The organism is Stutzerimonas kunmingensis (genome assembly GCF_900114065.1).
In the GTDB taxonomy this organism is placed as follows: Bacteria; Pseudomonadota; Gammaproteobacteria; order Pseudomonadales; family Pseudomonadaceae; genus Stutzerimonas; species Stutzerimonas kunmingensis.
In genome coordinates, this window is record NZ_FORS01000003.1 from 48,667 (window position 1) to 75,495 (window position 26,829).

29 protein-coding genes and 1 pseudogene are annotated in these 26,829 nt (G+C 65.0%); 19 read left to right on the plus strand and 11 right to left on the minus strand.

Annotated elements, in window-relative coordinates:
* Positions 1-67 precede the first annotated feature (67 nt).
* From BM275_RS08295 to BM275_RS08310, 4 genes are all read left to right on the plus strand, one after another.
* Positions 68-694: a Type 1 glutamine amidotransferase-like domain-containing protein gene (locus BM275_RS08295; protein ID WP_090521157.1), complete on the plus strand. Its 627-nt coding sequence runs from the start codon at positions 68-70 to the stop codon at positions 692-694.
* Between the two features lie 214 nt (positions 695-908).
* On the plus strand, positions 909-1,202 hold the full coding sequence (locus tag BM275_RS08300) for a GNAT family N-acetyltransferase (RefSeq protein ID WP_090520611.1): 294 nt from the start codon (positions 909-911) through the stop codon (positions 1,200-1,202).
* A gap of 117 nt (positions 1,203-1,319) precedes the next feature.
* Positions 1,320-1,724, plus strand: a complete 405-nt coding sequence (locus BM275_RS08305) for a hypothetical protein (protein WP_090521160.1) — start codon at positions 1,320-1,322, stop codon at positions 1,722-1,724.
* A gap of 97 nt (positions 1,725-1,821) precedes the next feature.
* Entirely contained in the window at positions 1,822-2,325 is a 504-nt protein-coding gene (locus BM275_RS08310; protein WP_090520613.1) for a DUF4126 family protein, read from the plus strand.
* A 97-nt stretch (positions 2,326-2,422) separates the two neighbouring features.
* Here BM275_RS08310 and BM275_RS08315 read toward each other — a convergent pair whose 3' ends face one another.
* The 3 genes from BM275_RS08315 to yghU all read right to left on the minus strand — a co-directional run bounded on the left by BM275_RS08315 (position 2,423) and on the right by yghU (position 4,999).
* Positions 2,423-2,815: a hypothetical protein gene (locus BM275_RS08315; RefSeq protein ID WP_090521163.1), complete on the minus strand. Its 393-nt coding sequence runs from the start codon at positions 2,813-2,815 to the stop codon at positions 2,423-2,425.
* Between the two features lie 211 nt (positions 2,816-3,026).
* Positions 3,027-3,836 (minus strand): hypothetical protein, encoded by an 810-nt coding sequence (locus BM275_RS08320; protein ID WP_090520615.1) that lies wholly within the window; start codon positions 3,834-3,836, stop codon positions 3,027-3,029.
* A gap of 320 nt (positions 3,837-4,156) precedes the next feature.
* Positions 4,157-4,999: a glutathione-dependent disulfide-bond oxidoreductase gene (gene yghU, locus BM275_RS08325; RefSeq protein ID WP_090520618.1), complete on the minus strand. Its 843-nt coding sequence runs from the start codon at positions 4,997-4,999 to the stop codon at positions 4,157-4,159.
* A gap of 260 nt (positions 5,000-5,259) precedes the next feature.
* Between yghU and BM275_RS08330 the strand changes: the two genes are divergently transcribed.
* From BM275_RS08330 to BM275_RS22410, 4 genes and pseudogenes are all read left to right on the plus strand, one after another.
* Positions 5,260-5,496 carry a helix-turn-helix domain-containing protein gene (locus BM275_RS08330; protein WP_226930269.1) on the plus strand — a complete coding sequence of 79 codons (237 nt, stop codon included), beginning with the start codon at positions 5,260-5,262 and terminating at the stop codon, positions 5,494-5,496.
* The gene (locus tag BM275_RS08335) at positions 5,493-6,743 is read left to right on the plus strand and encodes a type II toxin-antitoxin system HipA family toxin (RefSeq protein WP_090520620.1); all 1,251 of its coding nucleotides are present in this window, start codon (positions 5,493-5,495) and stop codon (positions 6,741-6,743) included. Before BM275_RS08330 ends, BM275_RS08335 begins: the two co-directional genes overlap by 4 nt.
* Positions 6,744-6,946: 203 nt before the next feature.
* Positions 6,947-7,309, plus strand: a pseudogene (locus BM275_RS08340) (hypothetical protein); the annotation flags it as partial.
* 6 nt (positions 7,310-7,315) lie between these two features.
* Positions 7,316-7,621 (plus strand): DUF1289 domain-containing protein, encoded by a 306-nt coding sequence (locus tag BM275_RS22410; RefSeq protein WP_244153874.1) that lies wholly within the window; start codon positions 7,316-7,318, stop codon positions 7,619-7,621.
* Here BM275_RS22410 and BM275_RS08350 read toward each other — a convergent pair.
* The 3 genes from BM275_RS08350 to trpB form a co-directional block, all read right to left on the minus strand.
* Positions 7,546-7,875 carry a DHCW motif cupin fold protein gene (locus BM275_RS08350; protein WP_038655783.1) on the minus strand — a complete coding sequence of 110 codons (330 nt, stop codon included), beginning with the start codon at positions 7,873-7,875 and terminating at the stop codon, positions 7,546-7,548. The two genes, BM275_RS22410 and BM275_RS08350, sit on opposite strands and share 76 nt — an antisense overlap.
* Before the next feature lie 184 nt (positions 7,876-8,059).
* Entirely contained in the window at positions 8,060-8,881 is an 822-nt protein-coding gene (gene trpA, locus BM275_RS08355; protein WP_090520622.1) for a tryptophan synthase subunit alpha, read from the minus strand.
* Entirely contained in the window at positions 8,878-10,089 is a 1,212-nt protein-coding gene (trpB, locus tag BM275_RS08360; RefSeq protein ID WP_090520624.1) for a tryptophan synthase subunit beta, read from the minus strand. Before trpB ends, trpA begins: the two co-directional genes overlap by 4 nt.
* Before the next feature lie 182 nt (positions 10,090-10,271).
* Here trpB and BM275_RS08365 point away from each other — a divergent pair, with 182 nt between their 5' ends.
* Together BM275_RS08365 and BM275_RS08370 are read left to right on the plus strand one after the other, a co-directional pair.
* Complete coding sequence (locus tag BM275_RS08365) at positions 10,272-11,174, plus strand: LysR family transcriptional regulator (protein ID WP_090520626.1); 903 nt, start codon at positions 10,272-10,274, stop codon at positions 11,172-11,174.
* Positions 11,175-11,477: 303 nt separating this feature from the next.
* Positions 11,478-11,978: a DUF3060 domain-containing protein gene (locus tag BM275_RS08370; protein WP_090520629.1), complete on the plus strand. Its 501-nt coding sequence runs from the start codon at positions 11,478-11,480 to the stop codon at positions 11,976-11,978.
* Between the two features lie 30 nt (positions 11,979-12,008).
* Here the strand turns inward: BM275_RS08370 and galE are convergent, their stop codons facing one another.
* On the minus strand, positions 12,009-13,070 hold the full coding sequence (gene galE, locus BM275_RS08375; protein WP_090520631.1) for a UDP-glucose 4-epimerase GalE: 1,062 nt from the start codon (positions 13,068-13,070) through the stop codon (positions 12,009-12,011).
* Between the two features lie 418 nt (positions 13,071-13,488).
* Here galE and BM275_RS08380 point away from each other — a divergent pair, with 418 nt between their 5' ends.
* The 6 genes from BM275_RS08380 to BM275_RS08405 all read left to right on the plus strand — a co-directional run bounded on the left by BM275_RS08380 (position 13,489) and on the right by BM275_RS08405 (position 19,525).
* The gene (locus BM275_RS08380) at positions 13,489-14,673 is read left to right on the plus strand and encodes a glycosyltransferase family 1 protein (RefSeq protein WP_090520634.1); all 1,185 of its coding nucleotides are present in this window, start codon (positions 13,489-13,491) and stop codon (positions 14,671-14,673) included.
* A complete protein-coding gene (gene glf, locus BM275_RS08385; protein WP_167362155.1) occupies positions 14,661-15,881 on the plus strand; it encodes a UDP-galactopyranose mutase in 1,221 nt (406 codons plus the stop codon). The genes BM275_RS08380 and glf overlap by 13 nt, the downstream gene beginning before the upstream one ends.
* A gap of 89 nt (positions 15,882-15,970) precedes the next feature.
* Positions 15,971-17,125, plus strand: a complete 1,155-nt coding sequence (locus BM275_RS08390) for a glycoside hydrolase family 1 protein (protein WP_090520637.1) — start codon at positions 15,971-15,973, stop codon at positions 17,123-17,125.
* A complete protein-coding gene (locus tag BM275_RS08395) occupies positions 17,122-18,927 on the plus strand; it encodes an ABC transporter ATP-binding protein (RefSeq protein ID WP_090520639.1) in 1,806 nt (601 codons plus the stop codon). Before BM275_RS08390 ends, BM275_RS08395 begins: the two co-directional genes overlap by 4 nt.
* Entirely contained in the window at positions 18,924-19,139 is a 216-nt protein-coding gene (locus BM275_RS08400; protein WP_041013851.1) for a KTSC domain-containing protein, read from the plus strand. The genes BM275_RS08395 and BM275_RS08400 overlap by 4 nt, the downstream gene beginning before the upstream one ends.
* A 170-nt stretch (positions 19,140-19,309) precedes the next feature.
* On the plus strand, positions 19,310-19,525 hold the full coding sequence (locus BM275_RS08405; protein ID WP_014818555.1) for a dodecin: 216 nt from the start codon (positions 19,310-19,312) through the stop codon (positions 19,523-19,525).
* Between the two features lie 20 nt (positions 19,526-19,545).
* On the opposite strand, the gene BM275_RS08410 is transcribed toward BM275_RS08405, so the two are convergent.
* From BM275_RS08410 to BM275_RS08425, 4 genes are all read right to left on the minus strand, one after another.
* On the minus strand, positions 19,546-20,898 hold the full coding sequence (locus BM275_RS08410; RefSeq protein ID WP_052462847.1) for a cation:proton antiporter: 1,353 nt from the start codon (positions 20,896-20,898) through the stop codon (positions 19,546-19,548).
* Between the two features lie 125 nt (positions 20,899-21,023).
* The gene (locus BM275_RS08415; RefSeq protein WP_090520642.1) at positions 21,024-22,022 is read right to left on the minus strand and encodes an LLM class flavin-dependent oxidoreductase; all 999 of its coding nucleotides are present in this window, start codon (positions 22,020-22,022) and stop codon (positions 21,024-21,026) included.
* Positions 22,023-22,062: 40 nt separating this feature from the next.
* Complete coding sequence (locus BM275_RS08420; protein ID WP_023446384.1) at positions 22,063-22,479, minus strand: PA0061/PA0062 family lipoprotein; 417 nt, start codon at positions 22,477-22,479, stop codon at positions 22,063-22,065.
* A gap of 93 nt (positions 22,480-22,572) precedes the next feature.
* Complete coding sequence (locus BM275_RS08425; RefSeq protein ID WP_041013853.1) at positions 22,573-22,998, minus strand: PA0061/PA0062 family lipoprotein; 426 nt, start codon at positions 22,996-22,998, stop codon at positions 22,573-22,575.
* Between the two features lie 145 nt (positions 22,999-23,143).
* On the opposite strand from BM275_RS08425, the gene BM275_RS08430 reads away from it, so the two are divergent.
* The 3 genes from BM275_RS08430 to BM275_RS08440 all read left to right on the plus strand — a co-directional run bounded on the left by BM275_RS08430 (position 23,144) and on the right by BM275_RS08440 (position 26,317).
* Positions 23,144-24,202 carry an aminopeptidase gene (locus tag BM275_RS08430; RefSeq protein WP_041013854.1) on the plus strand — a complete coding sequence of 353 codons (1,059 nt, stop codon included), beginning with the start codon at positions 23,144-23,146 and terminating at the stop codon, positions 24,200-24,202.
* Positions 24,203-24,417: 215 nt separating this feature from the next.
* Positions 24,418-25,587, plus strand: coding sequence for a hypothetical protein (locus BM275_RS08435; RefSeq protein WP_041013855.1), 1,170 nt, complete (start codon positions 24,418-24,420; stop codon positions 25,585-25,587).
* A gap of 10 nt (positions 25,588-25,597) precedes the next feature.
* Positions 25,598-26,317, plus strand: a complete 720-nt coding sequence (locus tag BM275_RS08440; protein ID WP_041013856.1) for a ferritin-like domain-containing protein — start codon at positions 25,598-25,600, stop codon at positions 26,315-26,317.
* Positions 26,318-26,829 lie beyond the last annotated feature (512 nt).

Sequence of the window (26,829 nt, forward strand, 5' to 3'; positions counted from 1 at the left end):
CCGGCCGTTTTCTCAAGAAGCAGGAGCGGGCTTGCGAGCCCAAATCCAATCGAGCGCAGAGGTGACCATGAATATCTTCCTGACATCCTCCTTTGCTGAGGTCGTGGACTTGTTTGTCAGGTCCACCGAGGGCGAGTGCCGCGGCAAGACGGTTACGCTGATTCCGACGGCAAGCCTTGCCGAGGAGGTCAATTTCTACCTTGTTGCGGCCAAGGACGCGCTTATCAAAGCCGGGCTGGTGATTGATGAACTCGAAGTTTCAACCGCAACTCAGGACGAGATCGTCAGCAAGCTCGAACGTGGCGATTACATCTATGTGTCAGGCGGCAACACCTTCTTTCTGCTGCAGGAGCTGAAGCGCACAGGCGCGGACAGGTTGATCGCGGAACAGGTCAGGGCCGGGAAGTGCTATATCGGCGAATCCGCCGGCTCCGCGATACTCGCCCCGAGCATCGACTATATTCGGGCGCTGGATGACGTCACTGCCGCGCCTGATCTGGAGTCCTATACCGCACTGGGGCTGGTCGATTTCTACCCGCTGCCGCATTACCGAAATGCGCCGTTCGACGAGGCCGTCGAGCAGGTGCTGAAGGAGTATGGGCAGGTGTTGGCGCTTCGCCCATTCAGCAATAACCAGGCAATCGTCGTGTCGGGCGGTCACGCTGAAATCCAAACGAGCGGCGAACGAGGCTAGCGCCAGCTTCAAGGCCTGCTTGCTCTGCCAAGCTTCTATCAGTTACCAAACGCCCTTGCCACCGCTACCACTGGAGCGGTGGCACGGTGCGGGCTTGCAAGGCCCTGAGCAACGCGCACGGTGCATTCCGGTTCGTCGTCGCGTCATCTGAACCCTCATACACAGCGCCCACTCGTACCTCTAGCCGCAGTCATTAACCGAGAGGGAGCCCACCATGAGCGATCGACAAGCCACCGTCCGCCACGATGCCGCGCAGCAGCGCTATGAGTTGCTGGTCGACGGCCAGCCGCTCGGCTTTGCCGAGTACAACGAGCAGGGCGAGCGGATGGTCTTTACCCATACCGAGGTCGACCCCAGCCTGTCCGGGCAGGGGCTGGGCAGTGTGCTGGCCAAGGGCGCGCTGGAGGATGCGCGGCGGCGCGGCAAGCGGGTGGTGCCGCAGTGCGAGTTCATCGCCAGCTACATCGAGCGCCACGAGCAATGGCAGGACCTGGTCGATCCGGCCTGACCAGCACACCCTTCCAGGCGGGATTTATTGCCGGGGCTGATGCTCTTATCTGAGTGATCGCTGCCGCTGCGCCGTGTGGCGTCGCATCAGCAGCTGGTTTCGTCAGAGGGCAATTGCGTGGATGGTCGAGAGTTTGTCTGGGCGCATTTCAAGCTCAATGCCGAGCAGCGCCTACGTGGCTTCAACTTCTTCGTGGTGCTGGCGATTTTCGCCGATGGCGGCGTGCTGGCGGCGCTGCAGCGCGGCTTCTCGCCGAGGCTGCTGATCCTCCTCGGTGCCTTTACCGTCTTGCTGGCGCAGGTGTTCTGGCTGGTGGATGCACGCAGCCGGCAGCTGCTGGAGCTGACCATCACGGCGCTGAAGGAGATGGAAGCCGAGTATCCCGAGAGTTACCGGCTTTTCGCCGCCGATGCGCTGGGGCAGAGCCGGGTGATCAGCTACACCTTCGCCATCCGCGCGCTGTTGCTGGCGCAAATGGGCTTTGGTCTCGGCGTGTTCGCTTACGGGCTCTACCAGTGGTGAGTACTGCGAGCGTGTCATCCGTCGCTGGCTGCGCTGCGCAGCCGAACGCTGGCGGCGGGCGCCCGGTCGGTATTGGTAACCACCGGGAGATCTAACGATGTCGACTTCGAGCAATCTGTTATGGGCCGCCCTGGCGATCGGGGCGGTGACGGGCATGCGCAGCATGCTGGCGCCGACGCTGGTCAGCCGGGCGTTGAGCGAGCGCGATGATCTCGCCGGGGCGGGGGAGGCCGCGCAACTGCTGACGTCGGACACCGCGCAGACCTTTCTGCCAACACTCGCGGCCAGCGAGATGATCGGCGACAAGATGCCCTTCGCACCGGATCGCACCATCGTGCCGTCAATGATGTTTCGTGCGCTGTCCGGCGGCGTCAGCGCGGCCGCGTTGGCGGGTGTCCGTCGCGAGCCGGTGCTGGTGCCGGCGTTGCTCGGTGCGACGGCGGCGCTGGTTGCATCCAAGGTCGGGCTGAGCCTGCGCAAGCCCTATCAGCCCCGGCCGCTGGTCAATGCGGCGCTGGGTGCGCTGGAGGAATGTCTGGCGTTGGTGATTGGCCGAGCCGGGCTGCGGCGAGCGTTGGGCGCGGAGCGGCGCGGGCGCTAGGAAGCCGCGAACTCTTCGCGTTTCGTGGTGCGGTGATGTAGACGCGTGGAAAAGGCGTTGCCGTTTTCCACCCTGCGCGGGTTGCCCTCGGGACCCGTCAGTCCTGGCTGATCTCGGTCTTGTGCGGATTGCTCTGCAGCAAGCGCGCGTGGGCTTCGGGGTAGCGGTAGGCGAAGGTGGCGTGTTGCGCGGCCACTTCGGCGCGCAGTGCTTCGCGCTCGTGGGCCGGCAGCTTGGCCAGGTATTTCTGGGTGATGGCGTATTTGGCGGCCATCAGCTCGTCGTGGGCTTCGCGCAAATCCACTTCGTACGCCTTGGCGCGACGCTCGCGTAGGGCTGCCTGGTCGGTGTGCATGTTGCCGCCTTCATGCAGGACGAAGGCGCTCTTCGAGTCGCCTTCCGTCTGCTCCATGGCCGGCTGCGCAGCCCAGACACTCGAAGCGGCAAGGCAGAGCATCAGGCAGGACGAGACGGTTCTCAGCGTAGGCATGGCGTGGTCCTCTGCATGCTTGGCAGCGCTCGGGCCGCCTGAAGCGCCAGAATACGCCAGGCGCATCCAGCACTCAGCAGTCCGGTCCTGCGCCAATCGTCGCAGCAGGCTATGGCCGTGATGGATTGTGCGTCGTCAGGGTGCGGCCGCCCGGCTGGGACATGACATAAAACGGGCCGCGTGATGCGGCCCTTGGTCTGCGCAGCAGCGGTCAGCTCGGCCGCTGGATCACGCAGATACGGTCGCGGCAGAGGCCGGCGTCACGGGTGCCGACGCCGGGTGCCACTTCCGGCGTGTCCGGGCTGCTGCCGTGGCCGGTCGCGCCGGCACCGGTGGGTGCCGTGGTAGCGGTGGTGTCGGGGTAGTCGGTGCCGGCGCGCTTGGCCGCGCCGCCGATGTCATAGCGACCGGTGTCGGCCGAGCTGCGGTCGTTGTAATCGGTCGGGTCGGAACCGGGCGCGGTTGTATTGCCGATGTGGGCGCCGTCGCCGGTGTGCGCACCACTCATAGGGCGGTCGCTGCCAGCGGTTGCCGTGCCGGTTGCGCTGAAGTGCTTGTCGAGGTGACTGTCGCCGCCGGTGGCGCCGGCATAGGGGCTGCTCGGGCCTGGATAGCCTTCGACTGTGCCGCTGCCGCCGCGCTCGTTGATGTCGATGGCACCGTTGTACTCCAGGGCATCGCGCGCCTTGGCCAGCTGATCTTCATCGTCGACATCCACAGCGATCACCAGCGCACCGCGGCGTACGGCATCTGGATAGGCGGTGGCGTAGTGGCGGTGCGTTTCGTGCGGTTCATGGCCGAACAGCGATTTGAAGAAATGCGTGATCTTGGACTCGTGATGCGCCCGGTCCACCGGGGTGTCCGGCGTGGTGGTGTAGGGCGCATCGTAGGCATGGATATCGGCGCTCTCGGCGCCAATGGCGTGAATCTGTTCCCGCGCTATGCCCCGCGACATCAGATCGCCGCGGGTGCGGTTGGCGTCGGTCAGCGTTGCGAACGCTGCTACCAGTGTATGTCTCATGATCCACCTCACGTTGTGTTGAACAACCGGGATGTGAGCGCTGGGCGTGTCGCGATGATGGCGGCCCGAGTGCTGGCGAGGCCGCGCCGGTCGCGGGTTTCGCGGCGCTCATAGACATTGGGTCGGAGCGCATCGGCATAGTTCAGCGTGGAGGATCAGCGGTCGGAGGAGGGCAGTGCAGTCGCTGCGCGGAGGACTGCGCGGCGATGAGGGAGCTTTGAAGCAGGCCCCCTCGGCAGACGGGGCCGGGCAGCCTGCCAGGGCAAGATGGCGGGCGGTGGAAAGGCTTCGCGCTGTCCACCGCCCGCTCGGGTTGCGCTTCAGTCGAGGTCGGCGGCGCTGTGGCGCTCGGGTGCCTGCTCGGATTCCTCGCCCCAGGTGCGATTGACCTTGCGCCCGCGGATCACGGCCGGGCGCTCGGCGACCTCCGCGGCCCAGCGCTGGACGTGCTTGTAGTCCTGCACGGAAAGGAATTCGCCAGCGTCGTACAGCTCGCCCCGCGCGAGCACGCCGTACCAGGGCCAGATCGCCATGTCGGCGATGCTGTAGTCGTCACCGGCCACGTAGCGGTTCTCCGCCAACTGGCGGTCGAGCACGTCGAGCTGGCGCTTGACCTCCATGGCGTAGCGGTTGATCGGGTACTCGTACTTCTCCGGCGCGTAGGCATAGAAATGGCCGAAGCCGCCGCCGAGGAAGGGCGCCGAACCCATCTGCCAGAACAGCCAGTTCAGCGTCTCGGTACGCGCACGGATTTCCGTGGGCAGGAAGGCACCGAACTTCTCCGCCAGGTAGACCAGGATCGAGCCGGACTCGAACACCCGTAGCGGCTTGCCGTCGACGCTGTGATCGGCCAGCGCGGGGATCTTCGAGTTGGGATTGATCTCGACGAAGCCGCTGCGGAACTGGTCGCCCTCACCGATGTTGATCAGCCAGGCGTCGTACTCGGCGCCACTGTGGCCGGCGGCGATCAGCTCTTCGAGCATGATCGAGACCTTCACGCCATTGGGCGTCGCCAGCGAGTAGAGCTGCAACGGATGCTTGCCCACCAGCAGCACCTTCTCCTCCCGCGCACCAGCGGTGGGGGCATTGATGCTGGCGAACTTGCCGCCCGAGGGCGCGTCGTGGGTCCAGATCTTCGGCGGGACGTAAGGGGTATCAGGCATGAACAATCTCCTCGGTGGCTACTGGGGATGTGCAGGGCATGCTACGCCCTCGGCCAGCGCTGTCGAAATCAAGCGGGTCGATATTGGTCATCGATGGGCGATGGTTTGTTCTGCGAGGGGTTTTTTGAGACGAACTAGAAATTTTTTTTCCCGATCGGTAAAAAATCCAGTGCACCGGCCAGCAGTGGAGAGTATTTTCCCTATTGGGAAAAAAGCGGAAGTGAGCTGTTTCCGAAGGACAAATTGTACGGAACGGGAAAATGGGTGGACCTACCGCATTTATATCAATGGCCGAGCTGGGCAAGATGATCCAGCGCACCCGCAAGGGTCAGGGGCTGCGTCTGGTGGACGCTGCAGGCCTATGTGGCGTGAGCGTGCGCTTTCTGAGCGAGCTGGAAAATGGCCGCGAGAGCTGTTCGTTCGGGCGGGTGCTGAACGTGTGTCATACGCTTGGCATCGAACTGTTGGCGGCTAGACGTGACGGGAGCGACCTGTGAGCGGACTGCTCGGCGTCTACCGGGGTGATTGCCGTATCGGTGAGCTTTGGCTGGGTGACGACGGCCGCAGCATGGGTTTTCGTTATAGCGAAGCAGCGCGGTTTGCAATCTCCAATAGCTTGCCGCTTGCAACCGGTATGTTTGCGCCAACGCTCGGCACGGCACATAACTGGTTTGCCAATCTGCTTCCCGAAGAAGCTTCGCGGCAGTTGCTGGTGAACCGGCTTGGGATCGCCGATGACGACTTTTCGCTGTTGGCCGCTATCGGTGGTGATTGTGCCGGTGCGTTGCGCATTGTTGACCCGGAGCGGGCCGATGCGTTGATCGAATCTGGCCAGGAGCCGGTCGACCCCAATCAGCTGGCGCGCTGGGCGCAGGGTAAGGAGCGCTACGCCTTATTTCAGCCGGGCAAGGCGACACGGCTTTCGCTTGCCGGCACCCAGGACAAGATTCCCGTAATCCTCGAAGGCGGCCAGCTCTACCTCCCGCGCGGTGCCGCCGCTTCTTCGCATCTGATCAAGTTCTCGCTAAAGCCGGCGTTGGTTTTCAACGAACTCTATATGAACCGCCTGGCTCGGATCGCTGGGCTTGTGGTACCCGACTTGCACGCAGGTCAGGCAGGTCAGGCAGGAAAAGCTCACTATCTTGCCGTGACTCGTTACGATCGTGAGCGAGTGGATAACCAGATCGAGCGTGTGCAGCAGGAGGACATGTGCCAGGCGCTTGGCTATCCGCGGCGGCTCAAGTACCAGGAAGAGGGCGGCCCGACGCTGGCTGCCTGCGCAGACCTGTTGCGCGCGGTGACGGCCATGCCTGCGCTGCAGGTGCGCCAGTTGCTGCGCTGGCAGATATTCAACGTGCTGGCCGGCAACAGCGATGGCCATGCCAAGAACATTTCGCTGTTACAAGACGCCAAGGGCCGCTGGTCATTGGCGCCGGCCTATGACCTGGTATGTACGATGGTGCTGCCATACAGCCCCAGTCTTGGTTTCGCGGTCGGCGGTAACTTCCATCCGCAGCAGCTGCGCAGAGCCGATTGGGAAGAGCTGGCGCGCCACATGGGCCTCGCGCCGCCGTTCGTACTGCGGGAGCTGCGGCAAATGCTGGATCTGCTCGAGCCAGCTGCCAATAGCGCCGAGTTGCAAGCTGAACTGCAGACGGTTGGCATGGATGAGGCGGGTTGGGCGAAGGTGCAGCATGTGCGCAAATACGTCGTTCAGCAGTGCCGCCGCTACCGCAAGCTGTAGCGGCCAGGGTCCTCCTTCGTGAATGCCTACAGCGCACGCTAGAGCCTCGCTGTGTGAGATTGCCGCGAGCGTGGCAACCATAGTCAGTAATCGATCAGTGGTACTGACAACAAGCGGTGCCGACGGTCCGGCATGCAGCGGTCGCGCTAGACTCCTGCTTACTGTCCCTTTGGCTCGGGGCCAAACCGTAACAGGACGGCACGATGCTTCTCAGCAAACGCGATCAGACCCGTATGGAACGGCAACTCTCCAGCTGCCTGAGCCAGGCCTGCGAGGCGGGCAAGGCGGAGGTCGTCGGCTTCAGCTGGCTCACCCATGAGGTCGATTACGCGCGCTTTCCCGAGAGCCTGCAGGTCACCTGGGTATTCGTCACGGAGGTGCAGAGGGCTCTGGCGATTGGCCAAGGACAGGGCGCACGCATGCAGGCGCTCACCCGAGCGGCGCTCGCTGAGGCGGGTGTGGACATGGGTGCCTTGATTGCACCGGTGCGCTTCGACAGCGAGGAAGCCTGCAAGCGCGACGATGGCGGTGACTGGCAACGTCGCCTGGCCCGCAACGCCACGACACTGACCATGGGTAAGGACGTCGAGAATCCGTGCATTTCCGTCTGCAAGCTCACTGACGAACTCTGTACCAGCTGCGGCCGCACCAAGGACGAGATCCGCAAATGGAAACGCATGAAGCGCCCGGACAAAAAGGCCGTCGTGGAGCGCGCGGCGCAGCGGTTGAAGGCGCTGAAAAAAAGAAGAAAAAGAAAGGCTGAGCCGAGCGATGGGGCGCCTCTGCTGCCGAGGCGACGCAATCAATCCACCACGAACAGCTTTGCCCCCACTTCGGTAGATGAGCGATGCGGCTCGGCGCCGTCGGCGACCTGGTAGCTCATTCCCGGTGTCAGGACGAAGTGGCGCCCATCGGGAAGCTCGGTGTGCAGTTCGCCTTCCAGGCACAGCAGGATATGGCCCTTGCTGCACCAGTGGTCGGCCAGATAACCCGGGGTGTACTCGACCATGCGCACGCGGATGGGGCCAAACTGGCGGGTGCGCCAGTAAGCGCTGCCGGTTTCGCCTGGATGCAGGGTGGGTTCAATAGTCGCCCAGTCGGTAGTACCGAAGGGGAGGTCGTTGATGTCCATGTCTGACGCCTGTAGGCAATGAGTGAGTGGTCTTGCAGAAAAGCAGTGGTGATAGATACGGCGCCGTGGTGGCTTGAAGCCCACCGGATAGGCCATTCCTGAGGCAACGGACGCCCGGTACACGAACGAAAAAGCCGCTGCCCTCTCACGGGAGCAGCGGCTTTTCGGTTACGGCACTAAAGCCTCAGCCGCGGGCGCCGCGTACTCCGGCGCTGAGCTGGCGGCACAGGCCGAGCACACCTTCCACGGCGTCTTCCGGGCTCTTGGCCCCGGCGATCTGGTCGATCAGCGCCGAGCCCACCACCACGCCTTCAGTCAGCCGCGCGATGGCGGCGGCCTGCTCCGGCGTGCGGATGCCGAAGCCGACGCACACCGGCAGGTCGGTGTGGCGCTTGAGGCGCGCTACCGCTTCCTCGACGTGTTCCAGGGTGGCGGAGCCTGCACCGGTCACGCCGGCCACCGAGACGTAGTAGACGAAGCCCGAGCTGCCGTTGAGCACGACCGGCAGGCGCTGGTCGTCGGTGGTCGGGGTGGTCAGGCGGATGAAGTCGATGCCGGCGCTCTGGGCCGGGTCGCAGAGTTCGTCGTTATGCTCCGGCGGCAGGTCGACGACGATCAGGCCGTCGACACCGGCTTCTTTCGCATCGCTGACGAAGCGCTCGACGCCGTAGGCGAAGATCGGGTTGTAGTAGCCCATCAATACCAGCGGGGTGCTGTTGTTGGATTCGCGGAACTCACGGACCATCTGCAGCGTCTTCGGCAGGTTCTGCTTCGCCGCCAGAGCGCGGATGTTGGCCAGCTGGATCGCCGGGCCGTCAGCCATCGGGTCGGTGAACGGCATGCCCAGCTCGATGACGTCTGCGCCGGCATCCGGCAGGCCCTTGAGGATGGCGAGCGAGGTGGCGTAGTCCGGGTCACCGGCGGTCACGAAGGTCACCAGCGCGGCACGGTTTTCCTGTTTCAGCTGTGCGAAGCGCGCCTGCAAACGAGTGTTCACCGAGCTCATATGTGTTCTTCCTGTTCGTCGTAGTGGTGCATGACGGTTTGCATGTCCTTGTCCCCGCGGCCGGAGAGGTTGACCACCATCAGGTGATCCTTGGGCAGAGTCGCCGCGCGCTTGAAGGCTTCGGCCAGCGCGTGGGCCGACTCCAGCGCGGGGATGATGCCTTCCAGGCGGCAGCACTGATGGAAGGCGGCCAGGGCTTCGTCATCGGTGCAGGGCACGTATTCGACGCGCTTGATCTCATGCAGCCAGGCGTGCTCCGGGCCGACGCCGGGGTAGTCGAGGCCGGCGGAAATCGAATGCGCATCGGTGATCTGGCCGTCGGCATCCTGCAAGAGGAAGGTGCGGTTGCCGTGCAGCACGCCCGGTGCGCCGCCGGCCATGCTGGCAGCGTGCTTGCCGGTGTCGATGCCGTGGCCGGCCGCTTCGACGCCGACGATCTGCACGCCCTCGTCATCGAGGAATGGGTGGAACAGGCCGATGGCGTTGGAACCGCCACCGATACAGGCGACCAGCGAGTCGGGCAGGCGGCCTTCCTTCTGCATGATCTGCTCGCGCACTTCGTTGCCGATCACCGATTGGAAGTCGCGCACCATGGCCGGGTAGGGGTGTGGGCCGGCGGCGGTGCCGATCAGGTAGAAGGTGTTGTGGACGTTGGTCACCCAGTCGCGCAGGGCTTCGTTCATCGCGTCCTTCAGCGTGCCGGTGCCGGCAGTGACCGGGATCACCTCGGCGCCCAGGAGCTTCATGCGGAAGACGTTGGCCTGCTGGCGCTCGATGTCGGTGGTGCCCATGTAGACCACGCACTGCATACCGAAGCGCGCGGCCACGGTGGCGGTAGCCACGCCGTGCATGCCGGCGCCGGTCTCGGCGATGATGCGCTGCTTGCCCATGCGCTTGGCCAGCAGGATCTGGCCGATGCAGTTGTTGATCTTGTGCGCGCCGGTGTGGTTCAGGTCTTCGCGCTTGAGGTAGATCTTCGCCCCGCCGAACTGCTCGGTCAGGCGCTCGGCGTAGTACAGCGGGCTGGCGCGGCCAATGTAGTCGCGCTGGAAATAAGCCAGCTCCTCAAGGAAGGCCGGATCGGTCTTGGCCTTTTCGTACTCGGCAGCCAGCTGGTTGATCAGCGGCATCAGGGTTTCGGCGACGAACTGGCCGCCGAAGCGGCCGAACAGGCCGCGGTCGTCGGGACCGCTGCGGTATGACGTCATGTGAGGCTCCTGTAACGGTTGCCGGGCCTGTGCTCGGGTACTCGTCCTGAACGCGTTTCGGCGCATTCGCGGTCAAGACCGCTGCCACAGGCGACGGATGATGCGATGGCCTCAGGGTACGGCTATGGGGGCCGGGTTAAAAGCGATAAGATCTCCACAACCTGTCAGGAAAACTCACGCTTATGGCTCAGGATCTTCCCCCGCTCAACGCGTTGCGCGCCTTCGAATCGGCCGCCCGTCTGGGTAGTGTCAGCGAAGCGGCGCGCGAGCTGCATGTCACTCACGGGGCCGTCAGCCGGCAGGTCAAGCAGCTTGAGGAGCAGCTGGGTATAGGCCTTTTCATCAAGGAAGGTCGTGGCGTAAAACTCACCGATGCCGGGGTGCGCTTGCGCGATGCCGCCAGCGAGGCCTTCGAGCGCCTGCGCAGCACCTGTGCCGAGCTGCAGCGGCAGACGGCCGAGGCGCCGTTCGTCCTCGGTTGTCCCGGCAGCCTGCTGGCGCGCTGGTTCATCCCGCGGCTGGATCGGCTCAATCGTGACCTGCCCGAGCTGCGTCTGCAGCTGTCCGCCAGCGAGGGCGAGCTGGACCCACGCAAACCGGGGCTGGATGCCACGCTGTGGTACGCCGAGCCGCCGTGGCCGGCGGACATGCAGGTGTTCGAGCTGGCCGTCGAGCGCATCGGCCCGGTGCTCAGCCCCTACCATCCGCGCTGTGCCGAACTGCGCAGCGCACCGCCCGCGGCGTTGCTCGACGAAGCGCTGCTGCATACCGCCTCGCGCCCGCAGGCCTGGCCGAGCTGGGCTCGCCGGCAGCAGCTGGACCCCACGCAGCTGCGCCTCGGGCAGAGCTTCGAGCACCTGTACTTCCTTCTGGAGGCGGCACTGGCGGGGCTGGGTGTGGCTATCGCGCCGCAGCAGCTGGTCGCCGACGATCTGAAATCGGGGCGGCTGCTCGCGCCCTGGGGTTTCGTCGAAACCAGCGCCCGGCTGGCGCTCTGGGTGCCGGCACGGCGGCTTGATCGGCGTGCCGAGCGCCTGGCGGCGTGGCTGCGGGACGAGTTGCGCAGTGCGGAGAAGCCCGGATAGAGAGCCAGGCGGAAAGCAGGCGTGGCCTGATTCACGATCGAGATCGCTCCCACAGAACAAGCTCCTTTGGCTGCGGTACGTTCATTGAAATGAGTGCGGCGATTGGAAAGCGCAGATCGCTACGGGCGCGAACAGCGGGTGGTTACTCGCGCGTGCTGCATGACGCAACTCGCCCTGACCGCGCGCCCACGGCGGCTTGAACTCGGTCGTCGCCATCGAGTCCTACGCCGCACGGCAGCGGAGCGATCAATGATCGCAGCGGTTTTCTCCGATGCCTTCTTCTGCCTCGAAAGGACTTAGCGAATGAATGCTTGCGCTTCTGCTGCGATGCTCGCGGCCGGCCTGCTGTTGACGGCGGCTGCCCATGCTCAACCGATCGAACTGGATGGCATCGAGCTGTCACGGGATGTGCCCTGCCTTGGCAAGGACGTAAACATCTCCGGTAACGCCAACAAGATCAGCCTTACCGGGGACTGTGGTGTGGTGCAGGTCTACGGGACAGACCATGAGATCAGCCTTGAAAAGGCTTCCGCGCTGGAAGTGTCGGGCATCGGAAACAGCGTAACGGCGAAGTCCGTCGACCGCCTGACCGTGGACACCAACAAGAACCATATCCGCACCACCATCCTCGGGCGTGGCCAGACGGCGATCGTCGAAGTGTCAGGCGCCGAGCATGGGCTGGAGCTGGCGTTCGACGGCCCGGCGCAGGTCACCCTGGATGGCATCGACAACCGCTTGCAGTGGAGCGGTGATGAGCCGGCGATGTCCTTGTCCGGCGTTGGTCATAAGATCGACCGGCAATAGGGCGGCCTTCGCCGTCCGGGCAACCGGGACTTAGCTGGCCAGGGCGGTCTGCGAAGCGACCTCTGCGGCGGCGACTTTTTCCTCGGCGTAGCCGCGCGGGTTGCGGCTCTGCCAGCGCCAGGCGTCGGCAAGCATGGTGGTCAGGTCCTTTGCGGCGCGCCAGCCGAGTTCCTGTTCGGCCTTGGTCGGGTCCGACCAGCACTGGGCGATGTCGCCGATGCGGCGTGGCTTGATCACGTGGGGCAGGGGGCGCCCGGTGACTTCCTCGAAGGCGGTGATCATCTCGTGTACCGAATGGCCCTTACCGGTGCCGAGGTTCCACGTGGAAATACCATGAATCAGCTGCAGTCGCTCCAGCGCTTTGAGGTGTCCCTTGGCCAGATCGACAACGTGAATGTAGTCGCGCACGCCGGTACCGTCCGGGGTCGGGTAGTCGTTGCCATAGACGTTCAGTTGCTTTCTACGGCCCACTGCCACCTGCAGCATGTAGGGCAGCAGGTTGTTCGGTACGCCGTTGGGGTCTTCGCCGATCAGCCCTGACTCGTGGGCGCCGATGGGGTTGAAGTAGCGCAGCAGGCCGATCGACCAGCGCGGGTCGGAATCGGCCAGGCCCTTGAGCACGTTCTCGGCCATTAGCTTGGACTGGCCGTAGGGGTTGGTCGGCACGCCGGTGGGGCGGTCCTCGGTGATCGGCATCACCGGCGATTCACCGTAGACCGTCGCCGATGAGCTGAACACCAGCTTGAACACGCCGGCTTCGGCCATCGCCTGGCACAGCGCGATGCTGCCGCCGACGTTGGTTTCGTAGTAGCGCAGCGGCTCGCGCACGCTTTCGCCAACCGCCTTGAGCCCGGCGAAGTGCATGACCGCGCTGACCGGGTAGGCAGCGAACAGCGCCTTGAGCAGCGAGCGGTTGCGCACATCGCCCCTGACGAACTGCAGCGGTCGCCCGGCGAGCTGCTCGACTCGGTCCAGAGCGGCCTGCGAGCTGTTGCACAGATTGTCCAGCACCAGCACTTCATGCCCGGCCTGCAGCAGTTCGAGCACCGCGTGTGAGCCGATGTAGCCGGCCCCTCCTGTTACCAGAATCATCTGTCTACCTCCGCATTCGCTGTCTTTTCGACACGCTCGGGACACTGCGGCTGGCCAGTGAATGGCGCTGCATGAGTCTCCGTAATCTGGAATCGGCGAAACGGAACGGGGCGGCGACGACGAGCTGCGCGCGTGGTTCCGGTGCCGGTGTTAAGGCGTCCTGTTGATACGGACGGGGCAAGGTTCTGGCGAGTTCCATCCAGCCGCCGGACGGCCGACGGGCTGCGCTATCGGATGATTGGCGGGAACCCGAACCGCCGATTGCCGTCCACTACCGGCGGACGACGCGGGTTGCAGGGCATCTGACGGCTCGTAGTCGTGGCGCGATGACACGCCTTACGCAGGGCAGCGCTGGCATCGACGTGGCATGGTGAGTGGGCAGGAACGCCCGGGCACGGCTACCGAAATGAGGTGCTACATGAGTTGGGCCGGCCCGTTCCAGTACGACATCGGTAAATCCCGCAACGCGCAGAAGGCGCCGGCCGAAGTGGTCTTCGACGATCAGATCCCGACGCTGCTGTGCCTCTCGCACCTGCGCTGGAGCTTCGTCTACCAGCGCCCGCAGCACCTGATGTCGCGCTTCACGCGCGACTACAACGTGCTCTTCCACGAAGAACCCATTCCCACAGAAGACGCCGAACCCTGGCTGGAAGTGCGACCCGAAGAGAACGGCGTGCAGGTGCTGATCCCGCGGCTGCCCGCCGGTTGCGAGGGGGAGGATGCAACCCGCGTGCAGCGCCAGTTGCTCGATGACTACATGGAGAAGCTCGGCGTCAGCGAGCTGATGCTCTGGTACTACACGCCGATGAGCCTGGCGTTCTCCGATCATCTGGCACCGAACCTGATCGTCTACGACTGCATGGACGAACTCTCGGCCTTTCGCGGTGCGCCACCGCAGCTGATCGAGCGCGAAGTGGAGTTGATGTGTCGCGCCAATCTGGTCTTTACCGGCGGCTACAGCCTCTATGAAGCCAAGCGCCAGCGTCACGACAATGCGCATCCGCTCCCCAGCAGCGTGGATGTCGAGCATTTCGCCGCCGCGCGCCGGCCGCAGCACGACCCGGACGACCAGGCAGAGATTCCCCATCCGCGCCTCGGGTTCTACGGGGTGATCGATGAGCGCCTGGACCTCGAGCTGATCGAGCAGGTGGCGCGGATGAAGCCGGAATGGCAGATCGTGCTGATCGGCCCGGTGGTCAAGATCGACCCAGCCGAGCTGCCGCGCCGCGACAACATCCACTACCTCGGCGGCAAGACCTACGACGAGCTGCCGCAATACCTGTCGGGCTGGGACGTGGCGATCATGCCGTTCGCGCTGAACGAATCGACCCGCTTCATCAGCCCGACCAAGACCCCCGAATACCTCGCCGGCGGTTGCCCGGTGGTGTCCACGCCGATCACCGACGTGGTGCGCACCTACGGTGACACCGGCATCGTGCGCATCGCCGACAGTGCCGAGGCGTTCGTCGCCGCGACAGAAGCCGCCCTGGCCGATGCCGAGGACCGCGATGCGCTGTTGGCCAAGACCGACGAGATCCTCGGTGATATGTCCTGGGACCACACCTGGAGCCTGATGAAGGAGAAGATGCAATGCGCGATATGACCCCGCAAGACAGCAACCCGGAACGTCTCGGCGGTGGTGCCGGTGAAGAGCCGCAGGCGCGCAGGCGTGGCTTCGATTACCTGATCGTCGGTGCCGGTTTCGCCGGCAGCGTGCTCGCCGAGCGGCTGGCCAGGGGCTTGAACAAGCGCGTACTGGTGGTCGACCGGCGCCCGCACATCGCCGGCAACGCCTACGACTATCACGACGAATCCGGCGTGCTGATCCATCGCTACGGCCCGCACATCTTCCACACCAACGCCCAGCGCATCGTCGACTACCTCTCGCAGTTCACCGAGTGGCGCCCCTATGAGCATCGCGTGCTGGCGCAAGTGGACGGGCAGGAAGTACCAATCCCGATCAACATGACCACGCTGAACAGGCTCTACGGTCTGAACATGACCACCGAAGAGGAAGCGGCAGATTTCCTCGCCAGCCGTGCCGAGCCGGTGGAGAACATCCAGACCAGCGAAGACGTGGTGATCAACGGCATCGGCCGCGAGCTGTACCAGAAGTTCTTCCGCGGCTACACCCGCAAGCAGTGGGGACTGGACCCGTCGCAGCTGGACAAGTCGGTGACTTCGCGCATCCCCACGCGCACCAACACCGACGACCGCTACTTCACCGATACCTTCCAGCAGATGCCCAAGTACGGCTACACCAAGATGTTCGAGAAGATGCTGGCGCATCCGAACATCAAGGTGATGATCAACACGGACTACCGCGAGATCCGCGACGAGGTTCAGTACGACCACCTGATCTTCTGCGGCCCCATCGATGAATACTTCGATTACCGCTTCGGCAAGCTGCCGTACCGCTCGCTGAAATTCGAGCACAAGCAGCTCGAGCAGGCGCAGTTCCAGGCGGTAGGTACGGTCAACTACCCGAGCGAGGATGTGCCCTACACGCGCATCAGCGAGTACAAGCACCTCACCGGGCAGGCCCATCCGAAGACCAGCATCACCTACGAGTACCCCTCGGCGGAGGGCGATCCCTACTACCCGATCCCGCGGCCGGAGAACGCCGAGCTGTACAAGCGCTATCAGCAGCTGGCGGACCAGACGCCCGGCGTGACCTTCGTCGGCCGCCTCGGCACCTACAAGTACTACAACATGGATCAGGTAGTCGGGCAGGCGCTGGCGCTGTACAAGCGCATCGAGGAAGCCGAGCTGGCAACGCAGCCGCAAGCGGTGCCCGAGCAACTCGGCTGAAGCGCAGCGGTCGTTATGCCTGAGGCTCGCCGCGCGCCGGCGAGTCTTCGGCCACGCGGGCGGCCACCGAGTCATCCATGAGGTAAACGATGCACCATCCCTCCCTGTTCAAGAGTTTTTTCCTTGGCGGTTTCGAGTGTTCCAACCACCGGCGTAGCGACGGTCGGCGTCTCGACCTGATCGCCGCGACCGGCCATGACCGCTGGGCCGCCCACGATTATGCCGAGCTGCACCGGCATGGCTTGCACAGTGTGCGCGACGGCTTGCGCTGGCATCTGATCGACCGCACGCCGGGGCAGTACGACTGGTCGAGCTTCCTGCCGATGCTGCAGGCGGCGCAGCGCCAGGGCACCCAGGTGATCTGGGATTTGTGCCATTACGGCTGGCCGGACGACATCGACATCTGGCGACCGCAGTTCGTCGAGCGCTTCGCGCGCTATGCCGCCGCGGCCGCGCAGCTGATCAAGGACGAGACCGGCGAGGTGCCGTTCTATGCGCCGCTCAACGAAATCTCCTTCTGGGCCTGGGCCGGTGGCGACGAGGCCTATTTCAATCCGATGGCCCGCGGCCGTGGTTTCGAACTCAAGCACCAACTGGTGCGCGCCACCATCGCCGCGATGCAGGCGATCCGCGCGGTCGAGCCACGGGCGCGCTTCGTCCAGGTCGATCCGGCCATCCATGTGGTCGCGGGCAACGACCGACCCGGCCCACAGCGCGACGCCGAGCGTTTCCGCCAGTCGCAATTCGAGGCCTGGGACATGCTATGCGGCGAGCAATGGCCGGGGCTTGGCGGCGCGCCGGAGTACCTCGACGTGCTGGGCATCAACTACTACTCGAACAACCAGTGGTACCACGGTGATGGCCGTACCATCGAGCGCGACAACCCGGATTACCGACCATTCAAGGGCATCCTGCGGGAAATCCATCAGCGTTATGGGAGGCCGTTGCTGATAGCCGAAACCGGCGCCGAAGGCGACGTGCGCGGGGACTGGCTGCGCTATGTCAGCGAGCAGGCGGGTCTGGCGATGCAGGCCGGGGTGCCGGTGGAAGGCATCTGCCTGTATCCGGTGCTGGATTACCCGGGCTGGACCGATGAGCGGCACTGCCCGGTCGGGCTGTTCGGCTTTCCCGACGAAAACGGCAAGCGCTGCGTGCATGAAGGGCTGGCTGATGAACTGCGGCTGCAGCAGATGCGTTTCAGCCACTCCAGCCCGACTCTACAGCTAGCCGAAGCCACGCCATGAACCAGGCGGCCGCCGTGCCTCAGGCCAAACCGGACGAGCTGCCGCTACCCAGCCGCCCGGTGGCCTTTCTCTGGCATTACATCTGTGCCCGGCCCTGGCATTTCGGTGGCTTGCTGGCGCTGATCATCGGTGCCGCCAGCTGCGCGGTGGCGGTGCAGTACGGCATGAAATTGCTGGTCGATGCCATGGCCCAGGGCACTGCGGATCGCGGCTCGGCCAACGTCTGGTGGCCGCTGGGGCTGTTCATCGGCCTGATCGTCAGCGAAAACGTGCTGTGGCGCCTCGGCGGCTGGCTCGGCTGTCGCACCGTGGTGGCCAGCGTGGTGGATATCCGCGTCGACCTGTTCAAGCACCTGACCGGCCACCCGATGCGCTATTTCACCGAGCATTTCGCCGGCTCGCTGGGCAATCGTATCTCCGCCCTGGGCGCCGCGGCCGGTTCGATCTATGGCGGGCTGGCGTGGAAGATCGTGCCGCCGATCGTCGACTTCCTCGGCGCCGTGGTGGTGCTGTTCACCGTCGGCTGGCAGATGGCGCTGGCGCTGATCGTCTTCGTCGCCATCGTCGCCGCGCTGATCACCGGCTTCGGCATTCGCGGGCGGGCCAAACACCAGCGTTTCGCCGCGCAGTCGGCGCGGGTCGGCGGCGAGCTGGTGGATGCGGTCTCCAACGTCTGGACGATCAAGGCGTTCTCCGCCCGCGATCGCGAGGCCGAACGCCTGGCCCACGAGATCGGCTACGAGGCCCGCGCCCAGCGGCGCAGCTGGATGTATCTGGAAAAAGCACGGGTGATGCACGACATCTGCCTGTCGGTGATGGCCGGCGGCATGCTCGTCTGGGCGATCAGCCTGTGGGTCGACGGCTCGGTGACCGCCGGCGACGTGGTGCTGGTCAGCGCGCTGACCTTCCGCATCCTGCACGGCTCGCGCGACCTCGCCCTGGCGCTGGTGGACACCACTCAGCAGCTCGGTGCGATCGACGACACCCTGCGCATCATCGTTCAGCCCCATGGCCTGGAAGACCCGGACAACCAGCTGCTGCTGGCCGAGGGCGATATCACCTTCGACGGCGTCTGCTTCAGCTACCCCGACCGTGGTGCGGTGTTCGACCACCTCGACCTGCACATTCCGGCCGGGCAGAAGGTTGGCGTGGTGGGCTCGTCCGGGGCCGGCAAGTCGACCCTGATCAACCTGATCCAGCGCCTCGACGATGTGCGTGACGGGCGCATCCTGATCGATGGTCAGGACATCCGCAGCGTCAGCCAGGACAGCCTGCGCGAGAAGATCGCCGTGGTCCCGCAGGAAACCGCGCTGTTCAACCGCAGCATCCGCGAGAACATCCGCTATGGCCGCCCGGATGCCAGCGATGAAGAGGTGATCCAGGCCGCGCGCAGCGCCTTCTGCGACGCCTTCATCCGCGAGCTGCCACAGGGCTATGACACCCTGGTCGGCGAGCGCGGCGTGATGCTTTCCGGCGGCCAGCGCCAGCGGTTGGGCATCGCCCGCGCGTTCCTCAAGGATGCGCCGATCCTGATTCTCGACGAGGCCACCTCGGCGCTCGACACCCATTCCGAAGCGGAGATCCAGGCGGCGCTGAACAACCTGGTGCATAACCGCACCGTGGTCGCGGTGGCGCACCGCTTGTCCACGCTGGCGAGCTTCGACCGCATCATCGTGCTGCGTGACGGCCGCATCGTCGAAGACGGCCCGCCGCAGGAGCTGCGCCGCCACGGCGGTGAGTTCGATGCGCTGTGGCGCATGCAGGCCGACGGCTTCGCCCAGCAAGCCGATCCGAGCGCATGAAACGCGCAGCGGTGACCTCGCGCAGCCTGCGCTCGCTTGGCTACGACCCCGAGCAGCAAGTGCTGGAAGTGGAATTCAGCAGCGGCGCGCTGTACCGCTATGAGGAGGTCCCGCCCGAAGCGGTGCAGGCCTTGCTCGAAGCCGACTCGCTGGGTCGGCATTTCAATCAGGTGTTCAAACCGCAGCATTACCGCTATCGGCGCGTGGAGTGAGCGTGCCGGGAACCGCGTGGATAAGCTGCGCGTTATCCACCAGGGTGATTCGCCGCCCGCCATCGGCGGATCGACCGCTCCGCTGAACTTCCGGGCCGCTCTGCGGGCCTCAATCAACAGGAAGCGTCATTACCGAGCGGAGGCTCTTCAGACCAGAAGGGGAAAGTTCTATGTCGGATCATCACACGTACAAGAAGATTGAAATCGTCGGCTCCTCGCGCAACAGCGTCGACGAAGCGATTCAGAACGGCATCGCCGAAGCCAGCAGCAAGCTGCAGAACGTCGAGTGGTTCGAGGTCGGCGAGATTCGCGGCCACGTCGAGAACGGCAAGGTCGGTCACTTCCAGGTGACCATGAAGGTCGGCTTCCGCCTCGAGAACAGCTGATCGCCACGCGCGGCCGCCGGTCAGTCGGCGGCGCCGCGGCTGCGTTCGTAGCGACGCAGCAAAGGCTGGGTGCTGAGCCCGTGCAGCACGATGCTCAGCGCTACCACCGATAACACCAGGCCGATGATGGTCTGCGCTTCGTCCGGCAGCAGGCCGTGGGTCACCGCGTAGCTCAGGTAATACAGGCTGCCGATACCTCGTATGCCGAACCAGCCCGCTGTCAGGCACTGGGCGCGGTCGAGGTAGCGCCGCGGCATCAGCAGCATCACGCTCAGCGGCCGAATCAGCAGGAACAGCGCCAGGCCGAGCGGCACTGCACGCCAGTCCCAGTGCACCGAGACCAGCACCCCGAGCATGGTCACCAGCAACACTTCCAGGCTGCGCTCCAGCTGCCCGCCAAACGCCAGCACATCACCCATCAGCACGCCGGCGGCGACCCGTGGTTGCCCCAGCTGTCGGTCATCCAGCGACAACGCGCGAGGCGCCAGGCCGCCTTCGGCAAGGTGCGGCACGGCGTCGTTGATCAGCTCTTCGGACGGCGTCTCCGAGTCGTCAGCGGCGGCGATTTCCGCGTGGCGCAGGCCGAGGCCCGCGGCGAACACGGCGAGAAAGCCCCAGGCGCCGGCCAGCTCGGCGCCGACGTAGGCCAGCGCGATCAGCGCCAGGGCCAGCGAGTCGTTGGGCGACATGGCGGTATCGGTATGCCGTGCGCGCAGGTAGATGGCCACGCGGCCGACCAGTTTGCCCAGCAGGAAGCCGATCAGCAGCCCCGCCGGCACCGCCCACAGCAGCCGGTGCAGCGCCCATTCGCCGACCCAGTCGGCCTCTAGCTGGCCCTGGGCGATGAGCATCAGGCCAAACACCACGAAGGGAAACGCGGTGCCATCGTTGAAGCCCGCTTCACCGGACAGGCCGTAGCGCAGGCGGTCGCTGTCGCGGGCATCGTTGACCTGCACCAGGCTCGCCAGCACCGGATCGGTGGGCGCCAGAATCGCCCCGATCAGCACCGCGACACCCCAGCTCAGGCCGAACACGTAGTGGCAGAGCAAGGTGACGCCACCGATGCAGGCGAGCATCACCGGCCCGGCCAGTACATAGGCGCTCTTCCATGCCGGATGCCGCAGCGGCATGCGCAGCTTGAGGCCGCTGACGAACAGCGACACCAGCACGGCGACTTCGGTGAGGTGTTCCATCCAGCCGGCGATATGCAGGAATTCCATCTCCCACAGGCCGATGCCGAGCTGGCCGATGAGTACGCCGAAACCGAGGTAGATCAGGGACGTGGTGATTGGCAGCCAGCGCAGGAAGGCCGATGCGAGGGCGAGGATCAGCAGCAGGACGCCGAGCACGGCCATCCATTCGAGAAAATTCATGCGTGTTCCGATGGCGGGGCGCGGTGTTGCGCCCAGGGGTGTGTGCCATTGGAACGGTGGCCGGCGGCAGGGTTCGCCGACAGGGCCGAGGTAGGCCGCCGCCGGTCAGGGCAGCGGCCGGTTTTCTACTGGCGCAGCTCGGCGACGATCTCGAAGGCGCGATGGCGGTCGGCGGTTTCGTAGAGGTCGCAGGTGAAGATCAGCTCGTCGGCCTGGGTTTGCTCGAGCAGTACGTCGAGACGCGCGCGAACCTTCTCCGGGCCGCCGATCAGCGCCAGGCCGAGGAAGTCGCCCACGGCCTGCTGCTCATGCGGCAGCCACAGGCCCTGCATGCTTTGCACCGGCGGGCGCAGCACCAGGCTTTGGCCGCGGATCAGCGAGAGGATGCGCTGGTAGACGCTGGTCACCAGGTACTCGGCCTGCTCGTCGCTGTCGGCGGCGATCAGCGGTACGCCGAGCATCACGTAGGGCTTGTCGAGCACCGCCGAAGGCTTGAAGTTGTCTCGGTAGAGCTTGATCGCCTGGTGCATGTAGCGCGGCGCGAAGTGCGAGGCGAAGGCGTAGGGCAGGCCCTTGGCCGCGGCCAGCTGGGCGCTGAACAGGCTGGAGCCGAGCAGCCAGATCGGTATGTTGCTGTCGACGCCGGGCATGGCGATGACGCGCTGATTGGGCTGTCGCGGACCGAGCAGCAGCTCCAGCTCCTCGACGTCCTGCGGGAAGTCGTCGGCGCTGCCCATGCGGTCGCGGCGCAGCGCATGGGCGGTGAACTGATCGGCGCCGGGGGCACGACCGAGCCCGAGGTCGATGCGGCCCGGGTAGAGCGCTTCCAGCGTGCCGAACTGCTCGGCGATCACCAGCGGCGCGTGATTCGGCAGCATCACCCCACCGGCGCCGAGGCGGATGCGCGTGGTGTTGGCGGCCAGGTAGCCGAGCAACACCGCGGTGGCGGCGCTGGCGATGCCGTCCATGTTGTGGTGCTCGGCCACCCAGAAGCGCTGGAAGCCAAGCCCCTCGACATGGCGCGCCAGGGCCAGGGCGTTGTGCAGCGCCTGGGCCGGCGTGCCGTCGTCGCGGATCGGCGCCAGGTCGAGAGCGGAAAAGCGGGTGTTTGCAATGCGGGACATCGTTTACCTCATGACGTAAGGCGGTCGGGTGCGAGCGGGCTCAGTGGCAATGCTCGGCCTCGGCCTCGACCAGCACGTTGCGCTGTTCGTCGCGCAACCAGCCTTGCGGGGTGAAACCCAGCGAGCGGGCCTGGAACAGGTAGCGCTGGCCGGGTTGGAAGTCGTCGTAGCGGATCACCAAGGTGCAGCGAATGGTGTGGGTTTCGCCGAACAGGCCGAAGTCGCCCCCTGTCACTTCGAATTCGTAGCGCGCTTCGAGTTCATGGGCCCCCGGCGGGACCTGGAAATAGCGGCCGTCGGGGGTGCGTTTGCCGTCCAGCTGGTCGGACATGAAGATGTCGCTGGGCTGCGCGGTCATGTCGACCCAGGCCATGTTCGGGTCGGGTTGCGGCAATGGCCCGGCACAGCCGGCCAGGGCGAGAAGGGCGGGCAGGGCGAGGGGGAGTGCGCGACGCATGGCTGGATCCTCGGCGAATGGCGGGGTGAGACGCGCTGCGCCTCACCGATGCTGCCGAGGGTGCGCCAGATGACGGCGCATTTCAACGCGGACTCAGCGGCCGGCGAGGTCGCCGCAGCCCTTTTCCTCGGCGCGGGCCAGCACGTACTGGTGCTGGTCGTAGAGCTTGGCCCAGGGACGGAAGCCATAGCCGCCGGCCACCAGGCGATAGCGCGCGCCGGCGGTGAACTTGTCGTATTCCAGGGTCAGCTTGCAGTCGCGAGGCAGCGGGTTGCTGCCGGGGCCGACGTTGGCGCCATTGACCTCGAAGCGGTAGCGCATCTCCAGCTTGCGGCTGCCGGGCGGGACCTGGAAATAGCGATCGTCCTCCAGCGTCTTGCCGTCCACGGCGACCGCCTGCAGCTGGGTCTCGCCGTTCGGGTTGAGCTCGACCCAGGCCTGCTCGGGATCGGGCTTGGGCATCCACATGGAGCAGCCGGCCAGGTTGGCGAGCAGGGTGACGAGAAGGAAACCGCGCATGTACAAGGCTCCAGCCGGTGATCAGTGGCCGGCAAGGGTTCTATTGAGGACGTCATGGGCTGCCGCAGGTTGCAATCGGCAGCACGGCCTTTGTAGGGTGCGCTACGCGCGCCGGCGCCAGCCCGACCACCGAGCGGTACACCCGATGCCCAAGCCCAACGCCGCCTCCATCGACAGCCGCAGCCTGCGCTGGGTTCCCCTGCTGCTTGCCGTCTGTCTGAATGGTTGCAGTTATTACGGCCAGCTCGCCGCCGGCCAGCTGGAGTTGCTGCGCCAGCGCGAACCCATCGAGGCGCTGATCGTCGATGAATCGCGCGATGCGGCGTTGCGCCAACGGCTGGGCGAGGTGTTGCAGGCGCGTCGCTTCGCCAGCCAGGCGCTGGAGTTGCCGGACAACGATAGCTATCGGCTCTACGCCGAACTCGGTCGGCCCTATGTGGTGTGGAATCTGTTCGCCACCGAGGAGTTCTCGGTCAAGCCGCTGGAGCACTGCTTTCCCATCGCCGGCTGCGTTGCCTATCGCGGCTACTTTCGCCAGGGCGCAGCACGCGGCGAGGCGGCGCGGCTGCGGTTGAGCGGGCTGGATACCCATATGGCGGGCGTCGAGGCCTATTCCACGCTGGGCTGGTTCGCCGACCCGCTGCTCAGCTCGATGCTGCGGCGCAACGACGAGCAGCTGGCGGCGCTGATCTTCCACGAACTGGCTCATCAGCAGCTGTATCTGCCCGGCGACACCGCCTTCAACGAGTCCTACGCCACCTTCGTCGAGCGCGAGGGCCTGCGCCAGTGGCGTGCCCATCGCGACCTGCCGCAGCGGGATGAACAGGCGCGGGTGCGTTATCGGCAACTGGTTGAGCTGCTACTCGATACCCGCCAGCGGCTGGACCAGCTGTATGCCTCGGGTCGCTCGACAACCGAGTTGCGCGCGCTGAAGCAGGCCGAGTTCGCGACGCTGCGTCAGCGCTATCGACATCTGCGTGACAGCCAGTGGAACGGCGATGCGCGCTTCGATCGCTGGTTCGCCCAGCCACTGAATAACGCCACGCTGTTGCCGTTCGGCCTGTATGACCGCTGGGTACCGGCCTTTGCTGCTCTGTTCGAGCGGTGCGAGCGGGACTGGACGCGCTTTCACCGGGCGGTTGCGGCGCTAACCGAACTGCCTGCCGACGAGCGGGAAGCCAGGCTTTCGGAACTGGCCGACTGAACAAGCGAAACGGCGCGGCCTGTTGCCGTGGGCGTTACGCGCCGTTATGGCTCTTGCGTCGAAAATCCCCGATCTGCCGTTCATCGGCAGCGATACCCCTGTCCGCTGAACGGTGCGAATCCTTTCTCCAGCTCTCCGGTCCTCTTTACTAGGTCGCCGATTCATACGGCGGCGATCCCCCATGCCTGATACCCACGCATAACAACGGAGGCTCCATGGAGACCATTTCCGGAATTTTCGACAACAAAGGCACGCCACTGGAGAAGCAGAAATTCACATGGAAGGAAATGGCCGGCAAGCCGATCAGCAAGCTCGATGACGATGCCTTTACCCGTGTCCGCATCATCCTCATGAACGGGGTCGAGACGGACGCCCTGCGCCTGAGCCACGGCATCGCCCGCTTCAACAAGGAACTGCGCCTGCCGCTGGCGCAGATCCGGCGTACCGAGCAGCACCAGGCGACCATGATCAACTGGCTGATCGGCGCCGACCACTCGCCACTGGAAACTACCGTCGCCTACGAGCAGGTCGCCATCGAGGTGACCGCGGCCGTGGCGCAGAACGAGCCCGATCCCTACCAGGCGCAGACCTATCGCTTCGGCCTGCTGGAAGACTTCGACCACCTGTACCGCTACTCGGCGATGCTCGACCGCCTCGAGGGCAAGGATGCCAACAACATCCTGCAGGGCTATACCGACATCGTTCCCGGCCGCAAGACCTCCGAGCATCATCGGCACCCGGAGAACGACATCCGCGACAACTACGAGAAGGAAAGCGCGGCGCTGATCACCAAGATCCACGCGGCGCTGATCACCGGCGCGGAATACCAGACCCACGACTACTACATGAACATCGGCCCGCTGTTCGCCGACCCGCTGGCGCGCCAGCTGTATGCCGAGATCGCCTCGGTGGAAGAACAGCACGTGACCCAGTACGGCTCGCTCTCCGATCCCAGCGAAAGCCATATCGAGAAGTGGCTGGTGCACGAGGCGATGGAGGTCTACATGTACGCCAGCTGCGCTGAGCAGGAGACCAACCCGCGGATCAAGGCCATGTGGGAGCGCTTCCTCGACTACGAGCTGGGCCACCTCAACGTCGCCTGCGAATGGTTCAAGAAGCTCGAGCGCCGCGACCCGGCCGAGATTCTCGCCGGCCCGCTGCCGAAGATGGTCGAGTTCAAGAGCCAGCGCGATTTCGTCCGCCAGGTGCTGGCCGCCGAGGTCAACCTGCGCACTGCCGGCCCGGTCTATGTGGACAAGGCCAAGGAGCCGCAGTCCTCGCTCGATTACCGCAACCACCTCGCCTCGGAAGGGCTCGCCTCGGACATCGTCTCGGCGGGTTACCAGTGGGCGCCGGGTGGCGAACTGATGCGCAAGGCTTCCTGAGGAGACGAACATGGCTACTGCAGCGAAAGTAGGTACCAATTACACCGGCGTGCAGATGTCCCCGAAGGACACCAAGCGCCTGCTCGATGCCGTCAACGACATCCACCCGGACGTGCCGGGTGATGAGCGCGGCATGCTCGTCGAGCGTGCCGAACGCAACGAAGAGGCCGACCGCATCGGCTCCGTGCCGGTGCCTGGCTCGGCCAAGGGCATGCTCAAGACCAGCTTCGACATGATGAAGGGCAAGAGCCCCGAGGTGTTCATCGACAAGCTCGGCGAGCGCCTGGCCTTCGAACGCAACGGCGTGCGCCTGTACGAGGCGATGATCGCCAAGGCGCGCAACCTGGACTCGGGCAACGACCTGGTGGGCGTGCTGCAGCACATCCGCGACGAAGAGTTCGAGCACATGATGCTGGTGCATGCGGCGATGGAAAAACTCGGTGCCGACCCCACCGCGCAGACGCCCAGCGCGGATGTCGCCGGGGTCATGGCGATGGGCATCATGCAGGTGCTGACCGATCCGCGGACCAACGTCGCGCAGTGCATGAACGCACTGCTGACGGCCGAGCTGGCGGACAACGCCGCTTGGGAACTGCTGATCGAACTGGCGCAGGCGGCCGGTCATCCGAACATCGCCGATAGCTTCGTTCATGCCAAGACTCAGGAAGACGACCATCTGGTGAAGATCAAGACGCTGATGCGTCGGGATTTGATCATGCAGACCAAGTAATAGCGTGCGAGCGGGACGCTTTGGCGCACACCACCGAAAGGGATGTGCGCCTTTTTTATGGGCTAAGGAAAGGTTGATGCGGCGTTTGGAGGGAGCGCTTGGGCTGTTGAGTGTTGTGTTTTTTGGACTATTTGCGAGCTGCTTGGGAGCTTGATTTCGCCCTGCTGGGCGAGTCACTTTTTCCAGGCGCGGAAAAAGTAACCAAAAACGCTTTGCCCCTGCATCCGGCCCTGCGCTTCGCTCCGGGTTCGTTCACTACGCCGCCGCTCCGAGGGTCGCCGTACAAGGGCCATCCATGGCCCTTTACGGCTCTCGCCGCATCCCTGCGGCTCGCCCCTCTCCACGACGGCTTCGTTCACCCTCCTGAAGGGGCGTTTGGAGCCGCCTGGTGGATCGTACAAACAGAACAGATGTTCGGCGTTTAGGCGGTTGCTGATGGCTTCAAAGCTCCAAGTTCTGCGCGTGGGCTTACCCTCGCGCTCTCCATTGCGGGCATGAAAAATCCCTACGGC

What these genes read in the sequence shown, in the direction of transcription:
- BM275_RS08295 (WP_090521157.1), top strand. Translation starts at nt 68, where the DNA reads ATGAATATCTTCCTGACATCCTCCTTTGCTGAGGTCGTGGACTTGTTT.
- BM275_RS08300 (WP_090520611.1), top strand. Translation starts at nt 909, where the DNA reads ATGAGCGATCGACAAGCCACCGTCCGCCACGATGCCGCGCAGCAGCGC.
- BM275_RS08310 (WP_090520613.1), top strand. Translation starts at nt 1,822, where the DNA reads ATGTCGACTTCGAGCAATCTGTTATGGGCCGCCCTGGCGATCGGGGCG.
- BM275_RS08315 (WP_090521163.1), bottom strand. Translation starts at nt 2,815, where the DNA reads ATGCCTACGCTGAGAACCGTCTCGTCCTGCCTGATGCTCTGCCTTGCC.
- BM275_RS08320 (WP_090520615.1), bottom strand. Translation starts at nt 3,836, where the DNA reads ATGAGACATACACTGGTAGCAGCGTTCGCAACGCTGACCGACGCCAAC.
- yghU (WP_090520618.1), bottom strand. Translation starts at nt 4,999, where the DNA reads ATGCCTGATACCCCTTACGTCCCGCCGAAGATCTGGACCCACGACGCG.
- BM275_RS08330 (WP_226930269.1), top strand. Translation starts at nt 5,260, where the DNA reads ATGGGTGGACCTACCGCATTTATATCAATGGCCGAGCTGGGCAAGATG.
- BM275_RS22410 (WP_244153874.1), top strand. Translation starts at nt 7,316, where the DNA reads ATGGGTAAGGACGTCGAGAATCCGTGCATTTCCGTCTGCAAGCTCACT.
- BM275_RS08350 (WP_038655783.1), bottom strand. Translation starts at nt 7,875, where the DNA reads ATGGACATCAACGACCTCCCCTTCGGTACTACCGACTGGGCGACTATT.
- trpA (WP_090520622.1), bottom strand. Translation starts at nt 8,881, where the DNA reads ATGAGCTCGGTGAACACTCGTTTGCAGGCGCGCTTCGCACAGCTGAAA.
- trpB (WP_090520624.1), bottom strand. Translation starts at nt 10,089, where the DNA reads ATGACGTCATACCGCAGCGGTCCCGACGACCGCGGCCTGTTCGGCCGC.
- BM275_RS08365 (WP_090520626.1), top strand. Translation starts at nt 10,272, where the DNA reads ATGGCTCAGGATCTTCCCCCGCTCAACGCGTTGCGCGCCTTCGAATCG.
- BM275_RS08370 (WP_090520629.1), top strand. Translation starts at nt 11,478, where the DNA reads ATGAATGCTTGCGCTTCTGCTGCGATGCTCGCGGCCGGCCTGCTGTTG.
- galE (WP_090520631.1), bottom strand. Translation starts at nt 13,070, where the DNA reads ATGATTCTGGTAACAGGAGGGGCCGGCTACATCGGCTCACACGCGGTG.
- BM275_RS08380 (WP_090520634.1), top strand. Translation starts at nt 13,489, where the DNA reads ATGAGTTGGGCCGGCCCGTTCCAGTACGACATCGGTAAATCCCGCAAC.
- glf (WP_167362155.1), top strand. Translation starts at nt 14,661, where the DNA reads ATGCGCGATATGACCCCGCAAGACAGCAACCCGGAACGTCTCGGCGGT.
- BM275_RS08390 (WP_090520637.1), top strand. Translation starts at nt 15,971, where the DNA reads ATGCACCATCCCTCCCTGTTCAAGAGTTTTTTCCTTGGCGGTTTCGAG.
- BM275_RS08395 (WP_090520639.1), top strand. Translation starts at nt 17,122, where the DNA reads ATGAACCAGGCGGCCGCCGTGCCTCAGGCCAAACCGGACGAGCTGCCG.
- BM275_RS08400 (WP_041013851.1), top strand. Translation starts at nt 18,924, where the DNA reads ATGAAACGCGCAGCGGTGACCTCGCGCAGCCTGCGCTCGCTTGGCTAC.
- BM275_RS08405 (WP_014818555.1), top strand. Translation starts at nt 19,310, where the DNA reads ATGTCGGATCATCACACGTACAAGAAGATTGAAATCGTCGGCTCCTCG.
- BM275_RS08410 (WP_052462847.1), bottom strand. Translation starts at nt 20,898, where the DNA reads ATGAATTTTCTCGAATGGATGGCCGTGCTCGGCGTCCTGCTGCTGATC.
- BM275_RS08415 (WP_090520642.1), bottom strand. Translation starts at nt 22,022, where the DNA reads ATGTCCCGCATTGCAAACACCCGCTTTTCCGCTCTCGACCTGGCGCCG.
- BM275_RS08420 (WP_023446384.1), bottom strand. Translation starts at nt 22,479, where the DNA reads ATGCGTCGCGCACTCCCCCTCGCCCTGCCCGCCCTTCTCGCCCTGGCC.
- BM275_RS08425 (WP_041013853.1), bottom strand. Translation starts at nt 22,998, where the DNA reads ATGCGCGGTTTCCTTCTCGTCACCCTGCTCGCCAACCTGGCCGGCTGC.
- BM275_RS08430 (WP_041013854.1), top strand. Translation starts at nt 23,144, where the DNA reads ATGCCCAAGCCCAACGCCGCCTCCATCGACAGCCGCAGCCTGCGCTGG.
- BM275_RS08435 (WP_041013855.1), top strand. Translation starts at nt 24,418, where the DNA reads ATGGAGACCATTTCCGGAATTTTCGACAACAAAGGCACGCCACTGGAG.
- BM275_RS08440 (WP_041013856.1), top strand. Translation starts at nt 25,598, where the DNA reads ATGGCTACTGCAGCGAAAGTAGGTACCAATTACACCGGCGTGCAGATG.